Annotated in this window: 20 protein-coding genes; 9 read left to right on the top strand and 11 right to left on the bottom strand. The window is 67.4% G+C overall.

Features of this window, described 5'->3' with window-relative positions; translation table 11 throughout:
* Positions 1-22 precede the first annotated feature (22 nt).
* The 10 genes from KDH83_RS00105 to KDH83_RS00150 all read right to left on the bottom strand — a co-directional run bounded on the left by KDH83_RS00105 (position 23) and on the right by KDH83_RS00150 (position 9,670).
* Positions 23-1,162, bottom strand: a complete 1,140-nt coding sequence (locus KDH83_RS00105) for a flagellar basal body P-ring protein FlgI (protein WP_212312009.1) — start codon at positions 1,160-1,162, stop codon at positions 23-25.
* On the bottom strand, positions 1,162-1,770 hold the full coding sequence (locus tag KDH83_RS00110; protein ID WP_212312010.1) for a flagellar basal body L-ring protein FlgH: 609 nt from the start codon (positions 1,768-1,770) through the stop codon (positions 1,162-1,164). Before KDH83_RS00110 ends, KDH83_RS00105 begins: the two co-directional genes overlap by 1 nt.
* Positions 1,767-2,729, bottom strand: coding sequence for a flagellar basal body P-ring formation chaperone FlgA (gene flgA / locus KDH83_RS32820; RefSeq protein ID WP_212312013.1), 963 nt, complete (start codon positions 2,727-2,729; stop codon positions 1,767-1,769). The genes KDH83_RS00110 and flgA overlap by 4 nt, the downstream gene beginning before the upstream one ends.
* An 8-nt stretch (positions 2,730-2,737) precedes the next feature.
* On the bottom strand, positions 2,738-3,520 hold the full coding sequence (gene flgG / locus KDH83_RS00120) for a flagellar basal-body rod protein FlgG (RefSeq protein ID WP_212312015.1): 783 nt from the start codon (positions 3,518-3,520) through the stop codon (positions 2,738-2,740).
* An 11-nt stretch (positions 3,521-3,531) separates the two neighbouring features.
* Positions 3,532-4,248, bottom strand: a complete 717-nt coding sequence (locus tag KDH83_RS00125) for a flagellar hook basal-body protein (protein ID WP_249204723.1) — start codon at positions 4,246-4,248, stop codon at positions 3,532-3,534.
* Between the two features lie 49 nt (positions 4,249-4,297).
* Positions 4,298-6,373 carry a flagellar biosynthesis protein FlhA gene (locus KDH83_RS00130; protein WP_212312018.1) on the bottom strand — a complete coding sequence of 692 codons (2,076 nt, stop codon included), beginning with the start codon at positions 6,371-6,373 and terminating at the stop codon, positions 4,298-4,300.
* On the bottom strand, positions 6,370-7,449 hold the full coding sequence (locus KDH83_RS00135) for an EscU/YscU/HrcU family type III secretion system export apparatus switch protein (RefSeq protein WP_212312019.1): 1,080 nt from the start codon (positions 7,447-7,449) through the stop codon (positions 6,370-6,372). Before KDH83_RS00135 ends, KDH83_RS00130 begins: the two co-directional genes overlap by 4 nt.
* A complete protein-coding gene (locus KDH83_RS00140; RefSeq protein ID WP_212312020.1) occupies positions 7,449-8,210 on the bottom strand; it encodes a flagellar biosynthetic protein FliR in 762 nt (253 codons plus the stop codon). Before KDH83_RS00140 ends, KDH83_RS00135 begins: the two co-directional genes overlap by 1 nt.
* A gap of 7 nt (positions 8,211-8,217) precedes the next feature.
* Positions 8,218-8,523 (bottom strand): flagellar biosynthesis protein FliQ, encoded by a 306-nt coding sequence (gene fliQ, locus KDH83_RS00145; RefSeq protein ID WP_349291588.1) that lies wholly within the window; start codon positions 8,521-8,523, stop codon positions 8,218-8,220.
* A gap of 688 nt (positions 8,524-9,211) precedes the next feature.
* Positions 9,212-9,670 (bottom strand): hypothetical protein, encoded by a 459-nt coding sequence (locus KDH83_RS00150; protein ID WP_249204710.1) that lies wholly within the window; start codon positions 9,668-9,670, stop codon positions 9,212-9,214.
* 630 nt (positions 9,671-10,300) lie between these two features.
* Between KDH83_RS00150 and KDH83_RS00155 the strand changes: the two genes are divergently transcribed.
* The 9 genes from KDH83_RS00155 (at position 10,301) to KDH83_RS00195 (ending at position 23,750) form a co-directional block, all read left to right on the top strand.
* A complete protein-coding gene (locus tag KDH83_RS00155) occupies positions 10,301-11,560 on the top strand; it encodes a nucleotide sugar dehydrogenase (RefSeq protein WP_212312021.1) in 1,260 nt (419 codons plus the stop codon).
* Positions 11,561-11,598: 38 nt separating this feature from the next.
* Complete coding sequence (locus KDH83_RS00160) at positions 11,599-14,079, top strand: hypothetical protein (protein WP_212312022.1); 2,481 nt, start codon at positions 11,599-11,601, stop codon at positions 14,077-14,079.
* Positions 14,076-16,136, top strand: coding sequence for a glycosyltransferase (locus KDH83_RS00165; protein ID WP_212312023.1), 2,061 nt, complete (start codon positions 14,076-14,078; stop codon positions 16,134-16,136). The genes KDH83_RS00160 and KDH83_RS00165 overlap by 4 nt, the downstream gene beginning before the upstream one ends.
* Positions 16,137-16,180: 44 nt before the next feature.
* Positions 16,181-17,332, top strand: coding sequence for a polysaccharide biosynthesis/export family protein (locus tag KDH83_RS00170; RefSeq protein WP_212312025.1), 1,152 nt, complete (start codon positions 16,181-16,183; stop codon positions 17,330-17,332).
* A 7-nt stretch (positions 17,333-17,339) separates the two neighbouring features.
* Positions 17,340-18,680: an ABC transporter permease gene (locus KDH83_RS00175; RefSeq protein WP_212312028.1), complete on the top strand. Its 1,341-nt coding sequence runs from the start codon at positions 17,340-17,342 to the stop codon at positions 18,678-18,680.
* A 9-nt stretch (positions 18,681-18,689) separates the two neighbouring features.
* Positions 18,690-19,406 carry an ATPase gene (locus KDH83_RS00180; RefSeq protein WP_212312030.1) on the top strand — a complete coding sequence of 239 codons (717 nt, stop codon included), beginning with the start codon at positions 18,690-18,692 and terminating at the stop codon, positions 19,404-19,406.
* Positions 19,407-19,449: 43 nt separating this feature from the next.
* Complete coding sequence (locus KDH83_RS00185; protein WP_249204712.1) at positions 19,450-20,559, top strand: sugar ABC transporter; 1,110 nt, start codon at positions 19,450-19,452, stop codon at positions 20,557-20,559.
* Positions 20,552-22,468 (top strand): Vi polysaccharide transport protein VexE, encoded by a 1,917-nt coding sequence (locus KDH83_RS00190; RefSeq protein ID WP_212312032.1) that lies wholly within the window; start codon positions 20,552-20,554, stop codon positions 22,466-22,468. The genes KDH83_RS00185 and KDH83_RS00190 overlap by 8 nt, the downstream gene beginning before the upstream one ends.
* A gap of 94 nt (positions 22,469-22,562) precedes the next feature.
* A complete protein-coding gene (locus KDH83_RS00195) occupies positions 22,563-23,750 on the top strand; it encodes a polysaccharide lyase family 1 protein (protein ID WP_212312148.1) in 1,188 nt (395 codons plus the stop codon).
* A gap of 33 nt (positions 23,751-23,783) precedes the next feature.
* Here KDH83_RS00195 and KDH83_RS00200 read toward each other — a convergent pair whose 3' ends face one another.
* Positions 23,784-24,689: a LysR family transcriptional regulator gene (locus KDH83_RS00200; protein ID WP_212312033.1), complete on the bottom strand. Its 906-nt coding sequence runs from the start codon at positions 24,687-24,689 to the stop codon at positions 23,784-23,786.
* Positions 24,690-24,745 lie beyond the last annotated feature (56 nt).

The raw sequence follows: 24,745 nt of genomic DNA on the forward strand, positions 1-24,745 counted from the left end.
CGCTGGGCCTCGGTTGGGGGGGTTACTGGATGATCAGGTCGGCATGCAGCGCGCCGGCGGTCTTGATGGCGCGCAGGATGGAAATGATGTCGCGCGTGCTGGTCCGTATCTTGGTCAGGGCCTGCACCAGCTCGGCGACGGTGCTGCCTTCCGACATGACGAAAGCGCTGCCCTCGCCGTCGCGCACATCGATGCTGGAATTCGAGACGACTTCGGTGCGGATGCCACCGTCGCCGCCCTGACGCACGAAGATGGGCTGGGATACCTGGTTGTCGGTCACGATGGAGATGCGCAGGTCGCCATGCGAAATGGCGACCTTGGACAGACGCACATTGCCACCCGACACCACCGTGCCCGTGCGCTCGTCCAGGATCACCTTGGCGCGCTGGTCCGGCGTAATCGACAGCGCCTCGATGCGCGAAACGAAGGCGACCAGGTTGTCGCGCTCGAACTCGGGCACCTGGATGTCCACGCCGGCGGCGTCGCGCGCCTTGGCCAGCGGGCGCCCCAGCGCGCGGTTGATCTCGTTGGCCACCCTGCCCGCCGTGGTGTAGTCCGGATTGGACAGGACGAAAGTCATCGCGCCGTCCTCGGTCACCACCTGCGCATTCACGCCGACCTCGACCAGGGCGCCGCCGGGAATCGAACCGGCGGTGGGATGGTTCTTCTGCACCACGTTGCCGTTCATGTCGTAGCGATAGCCGCCCACCGACAGCGGGCCTTGGGCCAAGGCATAGATCTTGCCGTTCGGCGCCTTGAGCGCGGTGGCCAGCAGGTTGCCGCCCACCAGGCTGCGGGCGTCGCCCGCCGAGGTCACCACCACGTCCACCGCGTCGCCCGGCCGCGCGAACGGCGGCAGCATGGCGCTGACCATCACCACCGCCACGTTGCGGCTCTGGACCTGCTCCGGCGCGACCGTCAGGTCGAACTGGGAATAGACATTGGCCATGGCCTGCCGCGTCGTCTTGTTGGATGGTGAATCCCCCGTGCCCGCCAGGCCGGCCACGATGCCGTAGCCGATCAACGAGTTCTCGCGCCAGCCCTTGAGCTTTCCCAGGTCCTTGATGCGCACCACCTCGGTCGCGCTGGAACGAGCCGCGATGGCCGCCGAAGGCGCGACAAGCATCGCGGCCAGGAAGAAAGGCAGAATCAGCGCGCGCATCAGAATCCCAGCCAGTTGAGAAAGCGGGCCCACCAGGATGGGCGTTGCCGGCCAGCCAGTTCGCCTTCGCCGATGTAGACGATCTCGGCCTCGGCCAGGCGGGTGGACAACACGACATTGCCCGGCGAAATGTCCTGCGGCCGTACCCGGCCCTTCACCTGGATCTTCTGCTGCTCGTCGTTCACGGTCAGCAGCTGGTCGCCCTTGACGTACAGGTCGCCATTGGGAGCCACGCCGACCACGCCGACCGACATCTGCGCCAACAGCTTGCCGGAGCGCTGGGTCTTGCCGCCGCCGTCGAAATCGCTGTCCACGTCGATGCCCCCCGAGGTGGTGGGCCGCCGTGACAGGCGAAACTCCGCGTCGAAACTGGACTTTCGGCCGGTGGAGGTATCGGCCGAGCTGCTCGCCGACGAGGTCTCGACCACCTGGATCGTGAGCACATCGCCGATGCGCGCGGCCTTTCGGTCCGTGCCCAGCGAACGATAGAGGTCGGGATCGAACAGGCTTTCCGCGCGCGCAGACCCGCCAACGATCACCAACACCCAGGCCAATGTCAGGCAGGCGACGGCGCGCGACGCGACTTCGAACCTGAATCCGGGCGTCATTGGCTCACCTCCACCAGTCCGCCACGCACCACGCGCGCGACCACGGCCTCGGAAGCGTTGGCTGGCATGACCCGCAAGGTGCGATCGGTCCAACCGTCCTGCAATGCCCTGGCCGAGGTTTCGATGGTCACCGAACCGGCCCGCACGCGCAGCGCCACCTGATCGCCACGCTCCACGTCCGGCAGCGCCTGCAACTGCGAGCGCATCAACACCGCGCCGGCCACCAGCGGCTGGCGCGCGCGCACGGCGCCCAGCGGTTCGTGCGCCGGCCAGTAGGCGCCTGACAGCGCCGCCACATCGCGCTGCTCCACGCTCATGTCCGTCATCGATACCGACGCGCCGGCCGGAATGCTGGCGTTCAGACGCAGCACCGGCGCCATCGCCTGGATCCGCAAGGCCACCGGAATCGCCCGGTACAGGCGACCGCCCTGCCACAGTTCGACCCACACCACCAGGCGCTGCGTCACCTCGACCTGCGGGTCGACCGGGCGGGCGCGCAGCTCGACGGCGCCAGCCGCCACCAGATCGGGCAAGGGACTGCCGGCCGCTTCGATGGCCAGATCCCGGAACCTCGGCCGCAATGCCGCGCGCGCGGCCTCGGTCGCGCATCGGAGCACCGCGTCGCGGTCCAGCGCAACGGTCTTGCGCGCCACGCGCACGGACGCATTGCCCTGCCAGGCCACCACGCCCAGATCCTCGTCCGCCGTGGCGATCCAGCGCTCCAGTTCATCGCGCGTGATCTCGCGCGCCTCGCCGGAAGCGGGCACGGTGCCTATGCGCAAGCGGGCCAGGCGGTCGCGGCGATCGGCCGGCGCGTCGATGCGCGCCACGTCGCCCAGCGTCAACGCGGGCGCGCGAACCTGGACGGAGGCCCGCAGGAACAGTTCGGCCACGTCCTCCTGGGGCGTGGCGCCGGCGCCACCGCCACACAACGCCGCTACGAGCATGAGCTTTCTCACGGGATCGCCTAGCGTCGCAGGTTGTTGACCAGACCCAGCATGTCGTCGGATGCCTGGACGATCTTCGCGTTCGCCTCATAGGCGCGCTGCGCGACCATCAGGTTGACGATTTCCTCGTTGAGCTGCACGTTGGACGATTCCAGATAGCCCTGCGCGTACAGGCCCATGCCGTCCTCGCCCGGGCGCCCCAGCACGGGATCGCCGGAGCGCTCGGTCGCCTGATAGAGGCCATCGCCCAGCGCGGCCAGGTCCTCGGCGGCATTGAAACGGACCAGGTCCAGCTTGCCCAGCTCGTCGGCGTCGCGACCGCCGTTGCGCCACGCAGTGATCTTCCCGTCCGGCGCGATGGTCAGCTTGTCTGTGTCGTTCGGTACGGAAATCATGGCCTTGAGCTGCAGGCCCGCCAGCGTCGTCAGCATGCCGTCCTGGTCCACTTTCAGCGGACCTCCCCGCGTATAGGCGACGCCGCCATCCGGCATCGCCACCTCCAGCAGGCCTTCGCCGCGTATCGCCAGGTCCAGCGGCTTGCCGGTCTGCTTGATTTCGCCGGACACGAAGGACTTCGCATTGCGCGAGATCGCCACGCCCAGCCCCAGGTTCCGGGCCGCATCGGCGCCGGCCACGCCAGCAGGCTGCCCGCCCATCGCGGCGCGCGTCATCAGATCGCCGAACACCACGTACGATTTCTTGTAGCCAACGGTATTCATGTTGGCCAGGTTCTGCGCTACGGCGTCCACGCCCGTCTGCTGGGCATGCATGCCCGTCGCGCCCACGTACAACGAATCGATCATTCCCGCGCTCCTCAGACTTCACCCAATTTCTGCACAGCCCGCCCCGTCATGTCGTCGACGAACTGCGCGGCTTTTTGCAGGCTTTCGAAATGACGCATGACTTCTATCAGGCCAGCCATCTCATGCGCGGGGTCCACGTTGGACCCTTCCAGATAGCCCTGCAGCACCGAAGAGCCGCCTTCGCGCAAGGGCTGCGCCCGTTCCTGGCCGGCGCGATAGACACCAGCGCCCAGTCGCGTCAGGTTTTGCGGCGCGTCGAAGCTGGCCAGGCTGAGCCTGTCGACGAATTTGCCCTGGTCGTAGACATTGCCCTGCGCGTCGATACGCGGCGCATTCGAGGCGAGCCGGATCTCTCCGCCCATCCCCATGACCAGATCGCCGCCCGCGTTCACCAGCCTGCCCTGGCTGTCCACCCGCATGGCGCCCTGCCGTCCGTACAACGTGGCGCCATCGCGCGATAGCTCCAGAAACGCGTTCTCGCCACTCAGCGCCACATCGAACGGTCGCCCGGTGTACTGCACCGCGCCGGGCCGCATATCGGCGCGGCTGACGGCGCGCGCGCCCGCCCGGACCGGATCGCCCTGTTCGAGCGCGTCGAGCTGCGCCTCGAAACCGGCGCCATTGATCATTTCGCGCTTGTAGGCCGGCGTGCGGACGTTGGCCAGGTTCGTGGCGATGGCCGTCAGCCGGTCCTGGTCCGCTCCCATGCCCTGCGCAATCACGTTCATGATTTCCAAGTTGGACTCCTTCCTCTTTCCTGTGGTCCGGTCCGTGGGTTCAAGCCCCGGTCGCGTCCTGCAACAATGGCACCGAGACCGCCGAGAACGCCTTCAGATCGATGCTGCCGGGTATCTCCGACATCGACAGCACCCGCAGATGCGGCAGCACGCGCTCGGTGAGCATCCGCATGTGCCGTCGCAGATCCGGTGAACAGAGCAGCACCGGCAGCAGATTCGCCTTCATCATTCCCTCGGCCTGCTGCACCAGGCCACCGACCAGTTGATCGGCCACGCGCGGCTCGATCGCCAGCCGGCCGCCCGACTCGGCCGCCGCCCGCAATGACTGGCCGATATGGGCCTCCACCAGCGGATCCAGCGTGATCACATGCAAGGTGCCGGCGTCGCCGGACAGCGAACGGCAGATCGCCTGCCCCAGCCGCTGGCGGGACAGCTCGGCCAGCTGCGCGGCGTCGCGTTGATGGCGGCCCGCATCGGCCAGCACCTCCAGGATCGCTTCCAGATTGCGTATGCTCACCTTCTCGCGCAGCAGCGCCTGCAACACCTTCTGCACTTCCGTCACGGACAGGACGCCGGGCGTGATCTCTTCCACCAAGCCAGGCTGCGACTTGCGCACGCGCTCCAGCAGCCGGTCGGTCTCGGCGCGGGTCAGCAGCGTGGCGGATTCGCGCCGCAACACCTCGGTCAGGTGCGTCATCAGCACGGTCATGCCGTCGATCAGCGTGTAGCGGCCCTGCTGGGCATTGGCCTTTTCCGACTCCTCGATCCACACCGCCGGCAGTCCATAGGTGGGATCGCGCGTCTCGATGCCGCGCACGGTCTTGGTCACGCCAGCGGGGTGGATCGCGAGCCAGCGGCCGGCCATGGCCATTCCCTTGCCCGCCGGCACCCCGTGAATCAGGATCTCGTATTCGTCCGGCCCCAGCCGGGCGCTGCCTCGGATCTTGACGGTGGGAATGACCATGCCCATTTCCAGCACATACTGGTTGCGGAACACGGCGATGCGATCCGGAAAGCCGCTGTGCTCGATCACGTGCGGCAGCAACTGGGCGCCGGCCTGGATCTCGACGGCTTCCACCGTCAGCGCCTCGTAGGGATCGCCCGCCTGCGCGGCCTGCGGCAGCCCGGCCTCCGGTTCCTCTTGCGGCGCGGCGGCATCGCGGCCGGCCCGCCTGGCCAGCCAGGCCAGTCCGAACACCGTGATGCCCAGCGCCAGCGCGGGCAGGGCCGGAATCCCCGGCAGCGCCACCATCGCGAACAAACCCGCGCACACCAGGAACAGCGTCTTGGGAAACAGCGTGATCTGGCGCGCGACCTCGCCGCTGAAGTTGCCGTCGGATGCCGACCGCGTGACGATGATGCCGGTGGCCACGGCGATGACCAGCGCCGGCACCTGCGTGACGATGCCGTCGCCGATGGTCAACAGCGTGTACGTCCTGACGGCTTCGCCCCACGGGATGCCCAGCTGCATCACGCCGATCACGAGGCCGCCGATGATGTTGATGGCCATGATCAGAATGCCGGCGATGGCGTCGCCCTTGACGAACTTCGACGCGCCGTCCATCGCGCCATAGAAGGCCGCTTCCTTTTCCAGTGTCTTGCGCCGCTGCTGCGCCTGTTCCTGGGTGATGAAGCCCATGTTGAGATCGGCGTCGATGCTCATCTGCTGGCCCGGCATGCTGTCCAGCGTGAAACGTGCCGCCACCTCGGAGACGCGCTGCGCACCGCTGGTCACCACCACGAACTGCACCACGATCAGGATCAGGAATACGATCAGTCCGATCACGTAGTTGCCGCCGACCACGTAGCCGCCAATGGCCGAGATCACCTTGCCGGCGTTGGCGTCCGACAGGATCAGCCGCGTGGCGGCGACGTTCAGGGACAGGCGGAACAAGGTCGCGATCAGCAGCAGCGACGGAAAGGTGGAAAACTCCACCGGCCTGGCCATGTAGAACGTCAGCAACAGGATGAGAAAGGCGAAGCTGAAGTTGGCCAGGATCAGGAAGTCCAGCATGCCGGGGGGAATCGGCATGAACAGGACGACCAGCACGCCCATGACCACCAGGACCATGACGATGTCCCGGTTGCCCGCCAGCCATTGCGCCAGACGGTTCATTGCGCGGCTCCCACGGCATGGCGGGCGTCGCGCCGGGCGATCAGCCACACCATCACCCGCGCCACCGCCGGATACAGGTCCAACGGAATGGCCTGCCCCATTTCCCCTTGAAAATACAGGGCGCGCGCCAGCGCGGGATTGCGCACCACGGTCACGCCGAGGCGCGCGGCCTCGGCGCGCATGCGCGCCGCCAGCAGGCCCGCGCCCTTGGCCAGCATGACGGGCGCGGCCATCTCGCCGCGCTTGTATTGCAGCGCCACGGCGATGTGCGTGGGATTGACGATCAACACGTCGGCCTGGCCGATCTGTCGCACCGACGCAGCCTTGCGCAGCATTTCGATGCGCAGCGAGCGCAGCCGCGAACGGACCCGCGGATCGCCTTCCCGGTTCTTGACCTCGTCCTTCACGTCGCGCTTGCTCATGCGCATCTTGCGCTTGAACTCGTGGCGCGTGTAGGCCATGTCCAGCAAGGCGAGCAACAAGGCCGCAAAGGCCATTTTCAGGGCCAGCGAGGCGAGCATGGCGAGCAACTGCCTCAGCGCCTCGAACGGCGTGCGCTCACCGAGCACGGACAGGGAGCCCAGCAAGGCCTTGAGCGTCATGTACAGCACGCCGGCCAGCAGCGCGACCTTGCAGACGCTCTTGGCCGCGTCGTAGGTCGTGCGCAGGGAGAACAGACGCTTCAGCCCGGCCGCGGGATTGATGCGCGCCAGGTCCGGCTTGAGCGGAAATCCGCTCCAGATCAGTCCGGTCTGCGCCACATTGGCCGCGATCGCGGCCAGGCCGACCGCGATCGCGAAGGGTGCGATGATCAGCAGCGCGTCGGCGCCGACGTGGCCGACCAACGCCACCACGGAGGCCAGGCTGAACGGCATGGACAGGCCCTGGACCAGCGCGGCGCGCGCCAGCATCGCCAACGCCCGCGACGCCTCCCAGCCCCAGGCGTACAGGGCGCAGGCCGCGGTCAACAGCGCGACGGCTCCAGTCAGGTCGGGGCTGCGCGCCACCGTTCCGCGTCGGCGCGCCTGCTGCAGCTTGTAGGGGGTTGCGGCCTCGCTCTTGTCGAACTCCTGCATCAGCGCACCGCCCCATTCCACACGTCCGACACGAGGTCGAAGATCCTGGACAATCCGGCGGGCATGTGGCGCGACCAGAACGTCAACGCGGCGAGCCCGGCCAGGATCTTCACGGGCAGCGCGATGACGAAGACGTTCATCTGCGGCAGCCCGCGAGCCAGCATTCCCAGCCCGAGTTCGATCAGCAGGATCGCCACGGCCACGGGCGCGATCAGCATGAAACCCAGCCCATAAAGCTTGCCCCAGGCTGCCAGCATCGCCGGCAGGTTCATGGCGTCGAACGAGAATCCGCCCACCGGCACCATGTCCAGGGTGTGGGCCAGCCCCCTGAGCAGGGCATGATGGCCATCCACGAGAAAAAAGATCAGCGCGCCCGAGTACATGAAGACCGAGGTCACCACGGGCACTTGCGCGCGGCTCACGGGATCGAAGATCTGGCCGATGCCGAAGCCGATCTGGATGTCCAGGATCCGGCCGGCGAACGCCACGGCGGCGAATGCGCAGAAGATGCCGCAGGCCAGCAACAGGCCGAAGGAAAACTCCGCCGCCGCCAGGGCGAGGAACGCGCCGGTATCGGGCGCTGGCATCGTGGGCTTCCGCAGCGCTCCCGCGATCGCCACGGACAAGGCGACGACCAGCAGTACGCGCGCCGTCGCCGGAATGGGAAACAAGGAGAACACCGGCGTGAACGCCAGCATCACGCCCACGCGCAAAGACAGCAATGCGATCGTCGCGATGAGGGGGATCTGGAGGCCGAGCATCAGATCCTCACCGTATCCCGGGCATGTCGCGCAACAAGGCCGTCGCGTACTGCATCAAGGTGCGCAGCATCCATGGCCCGAACAACGCCATGGCAATGACCGCGGCGACGATCTTCGGGATGAACGTCAGCGACATCTCCTGCACCTGCGTCACCACCTGCAGGATGCTGATCACCACGCCCACCGTCAGGGTCAACAACAATACCGGCGCGCAAATCAGCAGACCCGTCCAGAACAGGTCGCTCATCAACTGGATTGCCATATCAGGCCGCATGCGCCGCCTCCGCGCGCCTTGCGGCACCGACGACGCCATGAGCGCAGGCCCATCCCTGGACAGGATGCCAGCGCTTGACGGGACGTGACGGGAAAGACATGTATGGACTCGAAACCGGCAACGGAAAGCAGGAAGATTCGCGCTACTTCAAAGTTCTGGATTAGAGAACTGACGTGTCAAGAAATGCACAAGAAAATCTAAATGTTGCAAACGCTGGCCGCACGAAAGCCCCGCCCTGCCTACAGGGCGGGGCTTGCGTGCGTCTCACGAGGGTCTTTCGTACTTGCCGTGGGCGATGCGCGCCGTTCCGGCCAGATATTTCAGCCGTCGTCCGGTCCGCCTTGGCATGCCATCCACCGGCCTGTCGGCCCGGCGCTCAGGGCATGCCGGCCATGCGCGCTGTGCCCGTCCATCCACCCGGCCGCTTACGCGCGGGCTGCTATGCAAGATGGGAGCGGGCCACAACCATTGGATTTCGCGGAGCATGGATCGACTTGAAAAGCGCGGCGCGCCTTTCGCGCCGCTACATAAGCCAAGTTATCCCCCCCACCGGAAATCAGTTTAGAGGTCAGCCGAAAAAAAGTTTACGTGTCATCAATTGCCGCCCAGACGGGCGCTCTTGGGCAAGCGTCAGCAGCCTGCCGCAAGCAATGATCAGGCGCCAGCGACACCCCATAGGACATGTCTCAAATGCCTTCCGGACAAGATCAGTCCAGGCCAGCATGAACTACATCTCCGTCTCCGTCACCGCCTCGCAATGGATACGCAAGCTGCCATAGTGCGCCAACCTCAGGAATACATGGAGCGACCGCGCCAAGGCGGGCCGCTTCGTGTCCCAATGCAGCGCATCGCAGCGGTCCAGGCAGTCGTCCGCCTCAGGGTCCGCGTCGCTCAGGACTTTTGCAAAGTACGCTTGCACGGCGGCAAAGTTGTAGATTCCGTCAAAACGCAGCGACACCCTGGCCTGCGGCCTGTCGAACACCGCATAGAGCAGGAAAGTCAGCACGGCGCCGCGTGCCGCCGCATCGAGGCTGGCGTGCTCCAGCAGGCCGTCGTGGTATTGGTAATGCAAATTGCGCTCCTTGGGTCGATCCGCGCGGACCAGGCAGCGGACGCCGTGGCGTTGGGGCAGCCCGTCGCCCGGATTTTCCCGAAACCAGAATCTCATGCACAAGATCGGCTTCATATACCAAGACCCAGATCACCGCAACCGGCATAGCGACGGCGTGGCACTGGTGAAAATCCCCGGCATCGTGCAATGCCCGTTTCCCGGCCGACAGGCCGGGCCTCCCATTGCTATCGTGTTCCCGCGCTGAAGCGGCGGGAGGCCTGCATGGGCGGGCAGATGAATCACGGCTCGTCCGTAACCCGATATTGTTGCGGTGACATTTCTTCTGCTTATTAATAAATTTCCGCAGACTGCATATCGCGTCTTTTCAACTTTATTAAAAGGACCAAGAAAAACGACTTTTAATATTTAAAAACATTTTCCAGGAAGGAAGATGTAGCGATTTATGTAATGGATGTAATCAATATTAGGGATATCCCAGGTTTATTGCGATATCTCTGATTTATTTTCACAGCAATCAGAATATTTAGAAAGAAAATTGCTGTTCACGACCTCTACGATTCGTCTGTTCGCTACCCGGCACGTATAACTGGGTATCGAGTTGTAATCAAATTTCAGCATCACATCCACCCCAAATAATCCCGCAGCGCGTCGATTTCATATCGATGACGAGTATTTGGGCGTCGGTTTCTAGTGTCTACGACACGACGAAAACAGAGAGGTCCCCCCGTGGCAAAGAGAATCGCAGTGTGTGGCCTTGGTTATGTCGGCCTGCCCGTGGCCGTGGCATTTTCCAAGCGCTTTGACGTCATCGGCTTTGATGTGGACAAGCGGCGGATCGCCAGCCTGAAAGCCGGAGACGACTGGACAGGCGAAATCGAACGCGAGGCATTGCTGGCTTCCCCCATGCAATTCACCGACCAGGTGACGGAACTGCAGGGTTGCGATTTCTTCGTGGTGGCCGTGCCGACGCCGGTCGACGAGAAGAACAACCCCGATTTCTCGCTGCTGGTAAAAGCCTGCCGCTCGATCGGCCCCGTGCTGCGCCCGGGTTGCATCGTGGTATTCGAATCCACCGTCCACCCCGGCGCCACCGAGGACATCTGCGGCCCCGAACTGGAAAAGGCCTCCGGCCTGCGCTGCGGCGTGGACTTCAAGCTGGGCTACAGCCCTGAGCGCATCAACCCGGGCGACCGCGAGCACCCGCTGGAGAAGATCGTCAAGATCGTGTCCGGCCAGGACCAGGAATCGCTGGACCACATCGCGGGCGTCTACGAGCAGATCATCGACGCCGGCGTGCATCGCGCGTCCTCCATCAAGGTGGCCGAGGCGGCCAAGGTGCTGGAGAACACGCAGCGCGACATCAACATCGCGCTGATGAACGAGATGTCCAAGATCTGCGATCTGATCGGCATCCGCACCGCCGAAGTGCTGAACGCCGCCGGCACCAAGTGGAACTTCCTGAAGTTCACGCCCGGCCTGGTGGGCGGTCACTGCATCGGCGTCGATCCCTACTACCTGACCTCCAAGGCGCAGGAACTGGGCTATCACCCGGAAGTCATCCTGTCGGGCCGCCGCATCAACGACGGCATGGCCAGCCATGTGGCCTCGCGCGTGGTGCAGACGCTGGCCCGCAACGGCCGCCTGAACGCCTCGACCCGGGTGGGCATCCTGGGCATGACGTTCAAGGAGAACGTGCCCGACATCCGCAACTCCAAGGTGGTCGACCTGTATCGCGCGCTGGGCGACTACGGCATCACGCCAGCGGCCTGCGACCCGATGGTCGACGCGGAGCAGATGCAGCACGAGTACGGCATCAGCCTCGTGCCGCGCGACCAATTCGGCGACCTGGACGTGCTGATCCTGGCCGTGCCGCACCGCGAGACCATGGACACCATCTGGGACGACCTGCCGGACCTGGTCAGGAGCGGCGGCATGGTCTGCGACCTGAAGTCCGTGCTGGACAGCCGCCGACTTCAGTCCGACCTCTTGTACTGGACGCTCTGAGTCCGTCCCGCCACCCATCATCACAGGAGAGGCCCGGCATGACCGCCTTCACCATCGCTCCCATCGGCACCTGCCGCATCCACACGCCGCTGCGCGACGCCGTCGGCCGCTACCCGATCAAGCTGCAGCTCGGGCGCAACTACGGCTTCGTGCACACCAGCACCGAGGCATTGCAGCAGGCCCGCTACATGTTCGGCCAGGGCGAGATTCCCGCCGACGTGCAGCGCCTGGTCTTCCGCCCGTCCAACGGCGAGCAGGCGCGCCGCGCCACGCACAAGCCGGCCGACCTGTACATGGTCGAACTGTCCTCGCGCAAGCTGCTGACCATCGACGGCCATCCGATACAGTCCAACTACGTGGCGCGCTATTTCAGCGAGTTCTTCGCCGATCGCGCGCGCACCCGGCTGTTCTGGTCCATGGCCAGCGCGGACCGCCTGGCCGAGCGGCGCGCCGCGCTGGAACAGGATGCGGTCTACAAGAGCCTGACGCCGGAAAACCGCGAGCTGCTGGCCCGCATCGTCAAGCGCGACCTGACCGACGATGAGATCGAACAGGAAATGCGCCAGCTGGTCGAGCAGCTGGGCCGGGACAAGGTGGTGTTCGTCACGCACGTCAACGCCATGACGCCCGACAATGTGCCGATCGAACAACGCGAGCAGCTGATCGCCGCGGTGATCGCGAGCAGCCAGCGCATCGGCGTGCCCTGCTACGACCCGACGCCGCTGATGAACAAGCTCGGCCAGGCCGAGGCGATGGAAGACGGCGGCCTGGACCTGACGCACTACACCCCGCTGTTCGCCGAGCGCCTGTATACCGAGTGGTACAAGAACTTCATGCGGCCGCGCATGAGCGCGTCCGCGCCGCAGCCCGCCGCGCCCAAGCTGGGCGCCGACGACGGCGCCGAGCGCATCGAGAAGCTCTGGGACGCGGGCGAGCTGCGCGAGGCCTCGCGCCGCCTGCGCGACGTGCTGCGCCGCCATCCCGGCCTGCCCGACCATACGCTGCTGTTCGCGCGCATCCAGGAAGAGCTGGGCGATTACGAAGGCTCGCTGGCGCTGCTGGACGGCGCCGACGGCGCGCTGGCCGTCGGCAGCAAGGCCGAGCAGATCCTGATGCGCAACCAGTTCAAGCTGGGCCGCCATGACGCGGCCTACTCGCTGGCGGCCGGCCTGCTGGGCGACGAGATCGAAACCCCGGAAATCCTGCGCATCGCCGCGATCTCCGCGAGCCATCTGGGCTATGCCGACGAGGCGCTGGGCAACTGGAAGCAGCTGTTCCGCATCGCATCGCCGGAAGACCCGGCGGCCGCCGAGGCCGCCGACACGGTGCTCTCGCTGCTGCAGGCCGGCGGCGACATGGACGCGGCGATCCGATGGGTCCATGAAGTGCGCGCGGCCATCCCCCGCCATGCCCGCGGCTTCGCGATGCTGTGGCGCGACCGGCTGATCGCCGGCGACCGCGCCGGACTGCGCAACCTGGCCTGCGAATCGCCCGCGCTGGCCGATGCCGAAGCGCTGGAGCTGGTCAAGGAAGCGTCCTGGCGCGGCTGCATCATGGCCGCGGCCGCGCTGGCCGTGTCCTGCAAGCTGGCCGACAGCGCGCAGGAGGACATCCCCGCCTGGCTGCGGGCGCAGTCCTCGACCTGGGCCGAGGAAGGCGCGCGGGCCCTGGATGAAGGCCGCCTGCGCGACGCCGCCGAGCGCATCTGCGCGCACCGCCTGCTCAACCCCGACGCGCTGGCCAGCGTGCGCGCGCAACGCGCCTTCGAGCGCGCGATGCGCCTGGGCGCGCGGGCCGCGCTGGTGGCGGGCAATCACAAGGAAGTCATCGACCTGACCGACATCGCGCTCGACACCCAGGTCGAATTCCCCGAGCTGCACGCCATGCGCGGCCGCGCGGCCGACGCGCTGGGCGACAAGCAGACCGCCATGCGGCACCTGGAACAGGCGGCCGCCAACGAGTCCGCGCCGTTCAGCACGCAGCTGCATTTCGCGCGGGTGGCGTTCAACGGCGGCTGGTTCGGCGAAGCCATCGACGCCTACCAGATGGTGCTGGCCCATGCGTCCGCCGATCAGAGCGCCCGCGACGAGGCCGAACGCCAGCTCGGCCGGCTGGGGCCGCGCGCGATCCGAGGCGCCCGGGAGATCCTGTCGGCGGGCGATCCCAAGGGGGCCTGGAAGCTGCTGGAGCGCGTTGCGCAGTCCTGGCCGCAGATGACGGAAGTGGACCACGAAAAGCGGCGCATCCTGGCCGTGCTGTACGCCGAGGCGCGCGGGCTGGAATCGTCCAGCACCACCGAACGCCTGGCGCTGGGCGAACGCATCCTGCAGCTCGTGCCGGACGATCCCATCGGCCTGCGCCTGGCCGCCGTCGGCGCCATGCGCCTGCACCGCTTCGAACAAGCGCTGCCCTACTGGCGCGCGCTCAAGGAACGTTCCGACAATCCTGCCCAGTATGACCACTACATCCAGCGCTGCCTGGTGTGGATCGAAAAGGCCAACCGAAGGAAGGCAGCATGAATCCGCCCTTGACCACAGAGCGCAAGCACGCCGCGTCCGACCTGCCCGAGGTCCAGGCGCGGCTGGAGGAAATCGTCGCGGCATCGGGCAGGGTCCAGGTCGCGCGGGACAACCTGGCGCGCGCGCAGTCGCTGGCGCGCGATCACATGGCCGATTCCAAGGTCCGCTTCCTGTTGCTGCGGCTGCAGGAAGCCGCGGGCCTGAACGACGGCCTGTCCGAACAGTGGACCACGCTGCTGCAGGAGTGCCCCGATGACCTGGAGATCGTGCGCTACTGCGCGACCCGCCTGGTCAAGGAACGGCATGTCGAGGAAGCCCTGGCCCTGGTCGAGCGCCATCTGCCCGAGTCCAGCGACAACCCCGCCCGGCTGTTCGCCCGCGCCAAGCTGCTGAGCGACATCCGCGCGCACGAGCAGTCCGACGCGCTGTTCCGTCGGCTGATCTCGCAGCACACCGACCGCAACATGCGCGTGGAATTCGCCAAGCGCCTGCGCAAGCGCGGGCTGCTGGCGGATGCGTTCGAGGTCATCGCGCCCGTGGCCCGCCATCTGGCGCCGGGCAGCAAGGCGGCGGAGCTGGCCGATGCGCTGGCCACCGACTATGCCTTCTATCAACGCCTGGAGCCCGAGACGGCGCTGGCCGGCAAGGACATCCGGATCGTGTCGATGAAGCACGCGATCCTGCACTTCCGCGGCCGGCATCTGCCCGAGCATGCGCCGGAAAAACCCGTTTCCGTCGCGCTGGTGACCGGCAGCCTCGGCCCGGGCGGCGCCGAGCGCCAGCTCACGCGGCTGGCCGGCGAGCTGACCCGCCTGGCGGAACAGCCCCAGGAAGCCCCCGTGGACCTGCTGCCGAAGCCGGAAAAGGTCGAGGTGCTGGTCAAGCAGCACACCGAGCCGTCCGGCGCGACCAAGAAGCAGGGCCTGGATTTCTTCCTGCCCGTGCTGGTCAAGGCGCAGATCCCGGTCACGGAAATCAACAAGCTGCCGGCGATCTCCGCGTCGCACCAGGCCGTGCCCGACGGCAGCCTGGGCCGCCTGCTGGAACAGCTGCCGCCGCCGGTGCACTACGGCGTGACGCGTCTGACGCCGGTGCTGCGGGCGAACACGTTCGACGTGGTGAGCCTGTGGCAGGACGGCACCTGCCTGTTCGGCGCGCTGGCGGCGCTGCTGGCGGGCGCGCCCACCATCCACCTGGTGTTCCGAGGGCTGCCGCCGAACATCCGCAAGGACCGTTTCCGCGAAGAGTATCCCGAGCTGTACCAGGCCCTGGCCCAGGTGCCCGGCGTGCACTTCGTCAGCAACAGCCGCAAGGCGGCCGAGGCCTATTCGGAATGGCTCGGCATTCCCATCGTGCGCTTCCATGTGCTGTACAACGGCGTGCCGGATCTGGCCACCGATGCCGCGGCCACGGACCAGGAGAAATGGCAGGCGTTCCAGCAAAGTACGGCCGATGCCACGGAAACCATCGGCGGCGTGTTCCGCCTGGAACCGGACAAGCGGCCGCAGCTGTGGATCAAGCTCGCGGCGCTCTACCTGAAGCAGCGTCCGCAGGCGCGCTTCGTCATCGTCGGCGACGGCCGGTTGCACGAGAACATCGTGGCGCTGGCGGATGAGTTGCAGGTGACGGAACGGCTGCTGCTCGTCGGCCTGTCCAACCATGTGGGCTACTGGTATTCACGGATGGACGCCAAGGTGCTGCTGTCGCGCTACGAAGGCCTGCCCAATGTGCTGATCGAGGCCCAGCTGCTGGGCGTGCCGGTGGTCTCCACCCCCGCCGGCGGCGCGGGCGAGTGCTTCGTCGAGGACCAGACCGGCCACCTGCTGGGCGATGTCGAGCATCCGGACCTGCACGAGGCCTGCGACAAGGTGGCCTCGATCGTGGACCGCGTGCGCGGCGACCAGACCCTCAAGACGCAAAGCCGCCAGCGGGCGCAGAACCTGTTCTCGCTGGACGCGATGCTGGCCAAGTTCCTGAGCCTGTGCGTGCCCGTCATGCCCGAATCGGAGAACGATGAATGCATGGACATGGCGCCAATGCGCCTGATGCAGGCCTGAACGGCCGCCGGCCGTCCCCGCGTCCTGGAACAAGAAAGGAATCTATGCAAATGACAGTCCCGGCGGCGGGCCCGCGCCGCCTCGCGGCGCCGGCCCTGCTGCTGATTACCGTGCTGGCGCTCAGCGGCTGCCAGCTGCCGCGCTCCGGCCCGATGCTGAGCGAGATGACGGGCGCCCACGAAAAGGATGTGATCGTGATGCCCGCCTCGCGCGCGCTCGCGAGCGCGAGCAAGGTGCCCGAGGTCGCCGATTTTCCCGTGCCCTACCGCGACCTCACGCAGGCCGGCTTCGACCGGCTGGTGCCGGGCGACGGCATCAACGTGAAGGTGTGGGAACGCGGCGGGCTGGGCGTGTTCGCCGCCGATCCGTCCGGCGTCAGCGACCTGGGCGTCCAGGAGCTGGACCGCAACGGCAATGTCTCCTTCCCCATCCTGGGCAGGTTCCAGGCCGGCGGCATGACGCTGGCGCAGCTGCACGACGCCATCGTGGCGCGCCTGAGCCGGCTGGTCGCGGGCGCCGATGTCAGCGTGACCCGCGCCGCCGACGCGCGCGGCCAGATGGTGACGGTGCAAGGCAACCTGACCAAGCCCGGCATGTATCCGATCACGCAGACCGCCCAGCGCCTGAGCAGCGCGCTGGCGCAGGCGGCACCGGTGCAGACCAACCCCGAACAGCTCGTCATCAGCCTGCGCCGCGACAACCAGGTGGCCTCGGTGCGGCTGTCGGACATCTACCGCAATCAGAACAACGACATCCTGCTGCGCTCGGGCGACGTCATCACCGCCTATGAATCGCGCGAGTTCCTGACCGTGCTGGGCGCGGCCGGCAACCAGGGGCGCGTGGCCATCAGCAAGCGCAACTACAGCGTGCTGGACGCGCTGGCCGACGCCAAGGGCCTGGACGACCAGACCGCCGACCCGCGCTCCGTCTTCCTGTTCACGCCGGCGCAGGCCGGCGTCGAGGGCAAGCCGGACCTGCTGCCGGTGGTGTACCAGTTCGACCTCACGCGCCCGGAACAGGTGGCGCTGGCGCGCGACTTCAGCGTGCGCGAAGGCCAGGCCATCTACATCTCCGACGCGCCCTTCACCCAGGTGCAGAAGGTGCTGTCGGCTTTCCGCGTGACCATGAGCGCGGGCTTCAGCGCCACCCGGCAGATCGACGCCGACAAGTCCGGCGCCTCCGGCGTCAACCCATAGCGTTCCGATGAGCAACGAGGATCGGATCAAGGGGTGGCGCGCGCGCAGAAAGGACAGCAACTACGCGGTGGGAGCCGGCGTCTCGGCCTGGCGGCTGGACCCGGCCGCGCTGTTCGAGGCCCAGGCCAAGCCGGCCGTGCTGCTCAAGCCGCTGCTCGCGCGCCTGCAGGGCGAGCCGCATGACTCGGTGGCGGCGCGGCGGACGGTGTACGAGGCGGTGCAGGCGGAGCTGGACGCCGAGATCGCGCGCGCCGGCGTCGACGAGACGCTGGCCGACTTTTCCCGGCGGCGGCTGCGCCTCATCGTGCGGCTGCTCGAACAGGACATCCGCGCCGGCATCGCGGTGTTCGTCCCGGGCTACATGCCGGCCCGGCTGGAAGCCGAGGACCAGCGCCTGGCCCAGGCGCACGCGCGGCGCGAGGAGCGCCGCAGGCAGGATGCGGCGCGCGACGCGCGACGCCATGCCTCGCGCCACGACATCGCGCTGGAAATGGAGCTGCCCCGGGGCGAGGCCGGCGACCTGGCGATCCTGCGGGACAGGCTGAACGGCCTGCATGCGCGCCATCAACCGCGCGCGGCCGGCGAGGGCTGGCCCAGCGGCCGCACGCTGCTGGCGCTGTTCGTCTACCAGCTGCACGTGATGCATGGCGAAAGCCGCATCGCCCTGCTGTGGGCGCTGGTCGGCCCGGTGGTGCTGCTGACGCTGATCTCGTCGCTGTACATCCTGATGGGCACGCACTACATCCTGGGGATGGACGTGCAGACCTTCTCGCTGCTGGGCGCGACGACCTGGATCATGTTCCGGCAGATCGTGTTCCGCAGCAGCACCGCGTATGTGTCCGCGCGCGGCCTGCTGAATTTCCAGGGCGTGACGCCCCTGATGTGCGCGCTGGTGCAGGCGCTGCTGTACGTGTCGGTGTACCTGGTGGTGTTCGTGGTCCTGATCGGCGCCGGCCATGCGCTGGAACTCATCACGCTGCCCAGGAGCTGGCCGGGATTCATGCTGTACGTGGTGCTGATGGCCTGCTGCGCCGCCGCCATGGGCCTGCTGTTCGGCGCGATCGCGACCTTCTGGCACTTCTTCCTGCGGCTGGCGCCGGTGATCGAACGCTTCCTGCAGATCTTCTCCGGCGTGTTCTTCGTCTCGGAACAACTGCCCGAGCACCTGCGGCCCTGGATGCTGTGGCTGCCCTTCGCGCATGGCATGCAGCTATTGCGGTCCGCCTATTTCGACGCATACGCCTCGCAGGACGCGAGCCTGGGCTATTTCCTGACCTCGCTGGTGTTCCTGATGGTGCTCGCCCTGGCGGCCGAGCGCCTGGCCCGCCCCAATGTCCAGCCGATGTGAGGAGGCACGATGATCCATCTCAATGGCGTGACGGACGAACCCTATGCCTTCGGCAGCCGGCAGCCGCTGCTCGCCGGGGCCGACCTCGACATTCCGGTCGGGCGCTACGCCCTGCTCTCGCCCGCGCCCGAGCTGCATCGCCAGATCGTCGACGTGCTCTGCGGCCTGCGTCCGCCGCGCCAGGGTTTCGTCAAGCATGAAGGCAGCGTGTCCTGGGCCATCGGCCGGCAGGGCTTCATCCGAGGCAAGGCCACCGGCCTGAACATGATCGAGCTGGCCTGCCAGATGTACGAGATCGACGCCGACGCCACCTGCGAGCTGGTGGCGGACCTGGTCAGCGATCCCGCGACCCTGGCGCGGCCCATGGAACATTGGCCGCTGCATGCGCGGCAGGAGTTCTCGTTCGCGCTGGCGCTGGCGCCGGCGTTCGACGTCTACGTGATCGAAGGCGCCATTCCCTTCGAGCCCTGCCGCTTCACCCGTCTCTGGCTGGCGCTGTTCGAGGAACGGCTGATCGGCAGGACGCTCATTCTTTCCAGCTACCGCCAGAACCAGCTGGCGGACTATTGCCTCAAGGGCCTGATTTATGAACGAAGCGCACTCCGCATCGAAGACGACCTCGACCAGTGCATCCGCAAGTTCCCCCCGCGACGATCAAGAAGCGAATCCGGCAGCGCAGGCGACGACATTCCCGGCGGATTCGACGAGGGCCAGCTCGGCCTCTGACGGCGGCTCCGAGATCGAGCGCCGCCGCCGCGAGCGGCAGGCGATGGTGGGCGAGCGCCGCCGGCGGCGCTGGCTCAATGCCCTCATCGTGGTGGCGCCGGTCGCCTGCGCGCTGATCTACGCGCTCAGCATCGCGACGCCGCGCTTCGAGGCGGAATCGCGCTTCTTCGTGCAATCCGGTTCGGGCCAGCAGGGCGGCGGGGCCATGGCGGCCAGCCTGCTCACCACCGGCAATTCGGGCGGCATGCTGGGCGGCTTCGTCGACGGCTGGGCGGTCAGCGACTTCCTCAAGTCGCGCGACTGCATGCGGCAGCTCGACCAGAAGATCGGCCTGCGCCAGTTCCTGCTGAACGCGGGCATGGACCCGGTCAACCACCTGTCCGAGGATTCGAGCGAGGATGATCTCTACCGCGCTTATCGCGCCTCGGTCCAGGTTTCCTTCAACGCGCTGGAACAGATCGACGTGCTGCGCGTGCGCGCCTATTCGCCGCAGGACGCCGAAACCCTGTCGCGCGCCCTGATCGGCCTGGCGGAGGAATTCGTCAGCTCCATGAACGAAAAGGGCGTGGCCGACAAGCTGAAGGTGAGCGAGGAATCGGTCAAGCTGGCCGAACAGAAGGCGCTGGCCGCCCGCGAGGCGCTGACGGCCTGGCGCACCACCCACGGCAATATCGATCCCACGGCCACGGTGGCCATGCTGCTGAACCTGTCCAGCCAGCTGGAAGCGGAACTGAGCAGCGCGCAGGTCAACCTGGACAAGATCCGCGCGCTGGGCAACAAGGACCACTTCATGCTCAAGCCTGCCGAGATGCAGGTCGTGGCGCTGAAGAAACGGCTGGCAACCGTGCGCCAGCGCCTGAGCGGCGACGGCAACACCGAGGCGAGACAACTGAAATCCTATGAGGCGCTGCGCAACACCCAGGCCTTCGCGGATTCGAACCTGACCCTGGCGCAGCAGTCGTACCAGCAGGCCGTGACCGACGCCCTGCGCCTGCAACGCTACCTGTCCATCATCGCGCAGCCGGTGTCCACCGACCGGCCCAGCAGTCCGCGCACGGCCATCCTGCTGCTGCAGGCGCTGGCGCTGGGCTTCGTGCTGATGTTCGTGCTGCGCGCGGCGATGGCCTTGTTGAGAGGATTGCGCCATGGTTGACGCGACGATCGAACATCGCGGCGCGCGCGCCGCCACGGAACCGGACGCCGCCACGCGGCTGCGCGATGTCATCCGGCGTATCCTGGAAGCGGCCGATCCCGTGCCAGCCATGGCCGCGCTGGGGCCGGCGCTTGCGCAGGCGGCGGACGGCTGGCGCGACGCGCGCCGCCTGCTGGTGTCGCCCTGGGTGCGCCAGGCCCGCTACGAGCCGGCCATCGCGGCGCTGCAGACGCTGGTCGCCGCCTACCCCGCGCGCGTGGACGACCGCCGCCTGCTCGCCAGCCTGCTGGGCCGCACCGAGCAATGGGACCGCGCCATCGCCCAGGCCGACGCCGCCGCCGGCATCGCGCCCGCTGACGCCAGCCTGCACGCCGCGCGCATACAGCTGCGCGTGCAGGCCGGCCGGATCGAGGACGCCGCCGGGGTCGCGCGCCAGACGCATGCCCTGGCGCTGGCCGCGCCCGCCGACGCGCACTGGTGGATGCTGGCCTACGCGCGCCACGGCGACGCCGCCGAGGCGGCGGGCATCGCGGCGGCCTTGGACGCGGCCAGTCTGCCGAACGCGCGCGTGGCCACGGTGGCCGTGCGCGCCCTGCTCGACGACGACCGGATCGAGGCGGCGATCCGGCTGGGCGGCGCCGCGCTGGCGGCCGGTCACGACAGCGCGCACCTGCGCGCCTCGCTGGGGCTGGCGCACCTGCGCCGCGCCACCGAGGACGACCGCAAGCGCCATGCGCTGGCGCATTTCGAGGCGGGCCTTGCCGCCGCGCCGGCGGACGTGCGGCTGCTGACGCTGTACGGCGAGACATTGCTGCGCGCCGGGCGCTACAAGGACGCCGCGCCGCCGCTGGAACAGGCCATCGCCCTGGCGCCGGAACTGGAGCAGACCCGCGCCCTCTATGCCCGCGCGCTGCGCTACACGCTGCGGTACGACGACGCCGCCGACCAGTTGCTGCAACTGGTCGGCAAGTCCCCGGACAAGCTGCTCTGGCAGCGCTCGGCCATCGGCGCGCTGTCGCAGGCGGGCCGCCCGCGCGAGGCCGAGGCGCTGTTCGAGCAGTACGTCGCGCAGCGCGGCTTGCGCCTGCCGCCGACCTTCCGGGAAGCCCTGGACCAGTTGGACGACCGGCTCGATACCGCGCAGATTCCGCAGGCGCGCCTGGACTGGGCCTGGTCGCTGCGCGGCGACGCGCAGGCCGACCGCGCGCAGTGGGAGCGCCGCGCGCGCTGGGGCCACCTGGTGGATCATCTGCTGTTCGACTGGCTCGAATGCCGCGAGGACAGCGTCGAAGAGGCCATGCAGCTGCTGGGCGAGCTGGACACCGGCGAACGCTTCTTCGCGCCGCTGCTCGCGGCGGGCCGGGGCGTGGTGGTCGCCACCGCCCACGTCGGTCCCATGTACGCCGGCCTGATGGCGCTGGAACTGCTGGGCATTCCGTCGCGCTGGCTGGCGACGGCGCCCAGCATCGCCCAAAGCAGCTACGCCGCCGCCCTGATCTCCACCGCCGATCAGACCGAGGCTCAGGTCGCCAAGGCCTGCATGCGCGCGCTGGCATCGGGCCATGTGCTGTGCCTGGCCGTGGACGGCGCGGCCAATCCCGCCGCGCCGCGCGCGTCCTTCGCGGGACAGGAAGTGACGTATTCCGATTTCGCGGCCCGCCTGGCGCATCGCCAGGGCGTGCCGTCGGTGTTCTATGCGCCCCGCTGGGAAAATGGCAGCGTGGCCTACACGCTGGCGCTGCTGCCCGCCGCGACGCCCGGCGAGGATGCCGACGCCTATGCCCTGCGCTGGCGGCAGGCCTATTTCGAACATCTGCGCGCGCATGTGGCCGGTCCGCCGGAGAACCTGCGCCTGAGCGGCGGCATCTGGCGCCATGTGCAGGCAGCGGATCGATCCGCGCCGCCTTAAGGAGTGAATCACCATGAAATCACACATGCATTCCACCGAGGCGGCGACGCCCCGGCAGCCACGCCGGCTGCGGCCTGGCGGGCTGGTCCGCGCAATGCGCTGGTTGCCCGTCCTGGCCCTGCTGCACGGCGGCGCGGCGCTCGCGAACGAGTCCTGCGCCAGCCCCGACGAACGCTGTGCCTTGGTCTCCGCGCTGCTGCAACAGCGCGAAGGCTACGGCGCCAAGGCCACCGGCGGACTGGGTGGGCGCTTCATCGAAGTCACCTCCGACCAGGATTCAGGCCCGGGCACGCTGCGCGCCGCGCTGGCGCAGGCCAAGAAGGGTCCGACCTGGATCCGCTTCGCGTCCGACATGACAATCGTGCTGGACAAGCAGCTGCGCGTGCCATCGAACACCACCATCGACGGACGCGGCCGACGCGTGGCCCTGATCGACGACGGCCTGGGCGTGTATGGCAGCCAGAACGTCATCCTGACCCATCTGACCATCGACGGCCGCCTGAACCGGCTCACGCAGGCCGTGAACGTGGCCAACGGCAGCCGCGACGTCTGGGTCGATCACATGGACCTGTCGCGCATGTCGGACCGGCTGCTCAACGTGAAGAACGGTTCGACGGACGTGACGATCTCGTGGACCAAGTTCCACAACTCGAACAAGGTCATGCTGCTGAACAACATCACGTCCAAGAACCTGTTCGAGAACTACGAACGCGATTCGATCGCGCGCGTGACGCTGCACCACAACTACTTCTTCAACACGGTGCAACGCAATCCCCGGGGCCAGTTCGGCACCTTTCATCTTTTCAACAACCTGCTGGAGAACTGGGACTTCTACGGCATGAGCTTCAGCCTGGAGGCCAAGGCCCTGGTCGAGGGCAACATCTTCAACAACGACGCCAAGCGCCAATGCGTGGAGCCGGAGTTCTTCCCGACGGTGGAAGGCGTCAAGGTGAACTACTGCCGCTACATCCCCGAGGCGGCCAGGCGCAGCGCGCTGGACAACGGCGCGTCGGACGAGGGCGCCTACCAGACCCTGAAGGCCCAGAATGGCTACACGCGCGACTACAAGGCCTTCCTGCGGCTGAAGGACAACCTGTACCTGGGCGACGCCAAGCCGGTGCTGCAGGACTATCGGCCGGAAGCCGCGCCCACGCCGCCGTATTGCTATGGCTATGAAAGGCCCACGGCGGAACTGGCGGACAGGATCCGCAAGTACGCGGGGAATACGTCGGGGGATACGCCGCTGCCCGCGGCGCGGGCCGGGACGGGCTGCGCGCCGTGACGGGTCTTGGCCAGCGCCGCGCGCTCCGCGCCCTCAAGCCTCGCCCAGGCGCTCGCAAAGAAAATCGATGAACGCCCGCGTCTTGCGCGGCAGATGACCGCTGTTCGGAAAGACCACGTTGATCGGCTGTTGCGGCAAGGCATGGCCGGGCAGGATCCGCTGCAGCGCGCCGCTCGCCAGGTCGTCCTCGACGAACCAGGCCGGCAACAGCGCCACGCCCAGCCCGGACCGCGCCATGGCCCGGATGGCGGTCGATGAGTTGGACTGGTGGGCGGCCCGTCCGGCGACGTCCACGCGCTGCCCGTTGGCGCTGCGCAGCGTCCAGGCCGTGGGATGGGACAGATTGCTGTTGGCGATCCAGGGCGCGGCGGCAAGATCCGCCGGCCGCCGGACGGGATGCTTGCGCAGGAATGCCTTGGACGCGACCAGCACGATGTCGTACTGCGCCAGCTTGCGGCTCCTGAAGCTGGAGTCCGCCAGGTTGCCCAGGCGCACGACCAGGTCCAGTTTTTCCGCGAGCAGGTCGCTCAGGGAAGCGTTGACGTCGTAGCAGACGGAGATGCCCGGATGCTGCGCCACGAAGTCCGGGATCAGCGGCAGGACGAACCGCTCGCCATATTCGCTGGTGGTGCTGATGCGCAGCTTGCCGGAAATCCGCCGGCCCTGATGCATGATGTTTTCGAACGCGCCTTCCATGTCGCGCACGACGTCCTTGAACTCGTCATGGAACGCCTTGCCCGCCTCGGTCAGCGAGAGCGCGCGCGTGCTGCGCACCAGCAGCGTCACCGCCAGCGCCTCTTCCAGCGCCTTGACGTGCAGGCTGGCCATGGCCTTGCTGATGCCCAGGAAATCCGCCGCCTTGGTATAGGAACCGAAGTCGACCACGGCAAGGAAGGTCTGTGCCTGATTGAGCAGCGTATGCATGGCTGGCCGGGTCATTGTTCAATTCCATCAAACAAAGAATCAAGCATATCCATATCGACGGCGCCCGTCCA

The sequence above is a fragment of the Achromobacter sp. Marseille-Q0513 genome, assembly GCF_018195695.1.
GTDB lineage: Bacteria > Pseudomonadota > Gammaproteobacteria > Burkholderiales > Burkholderiaceae_B > Achromobacter.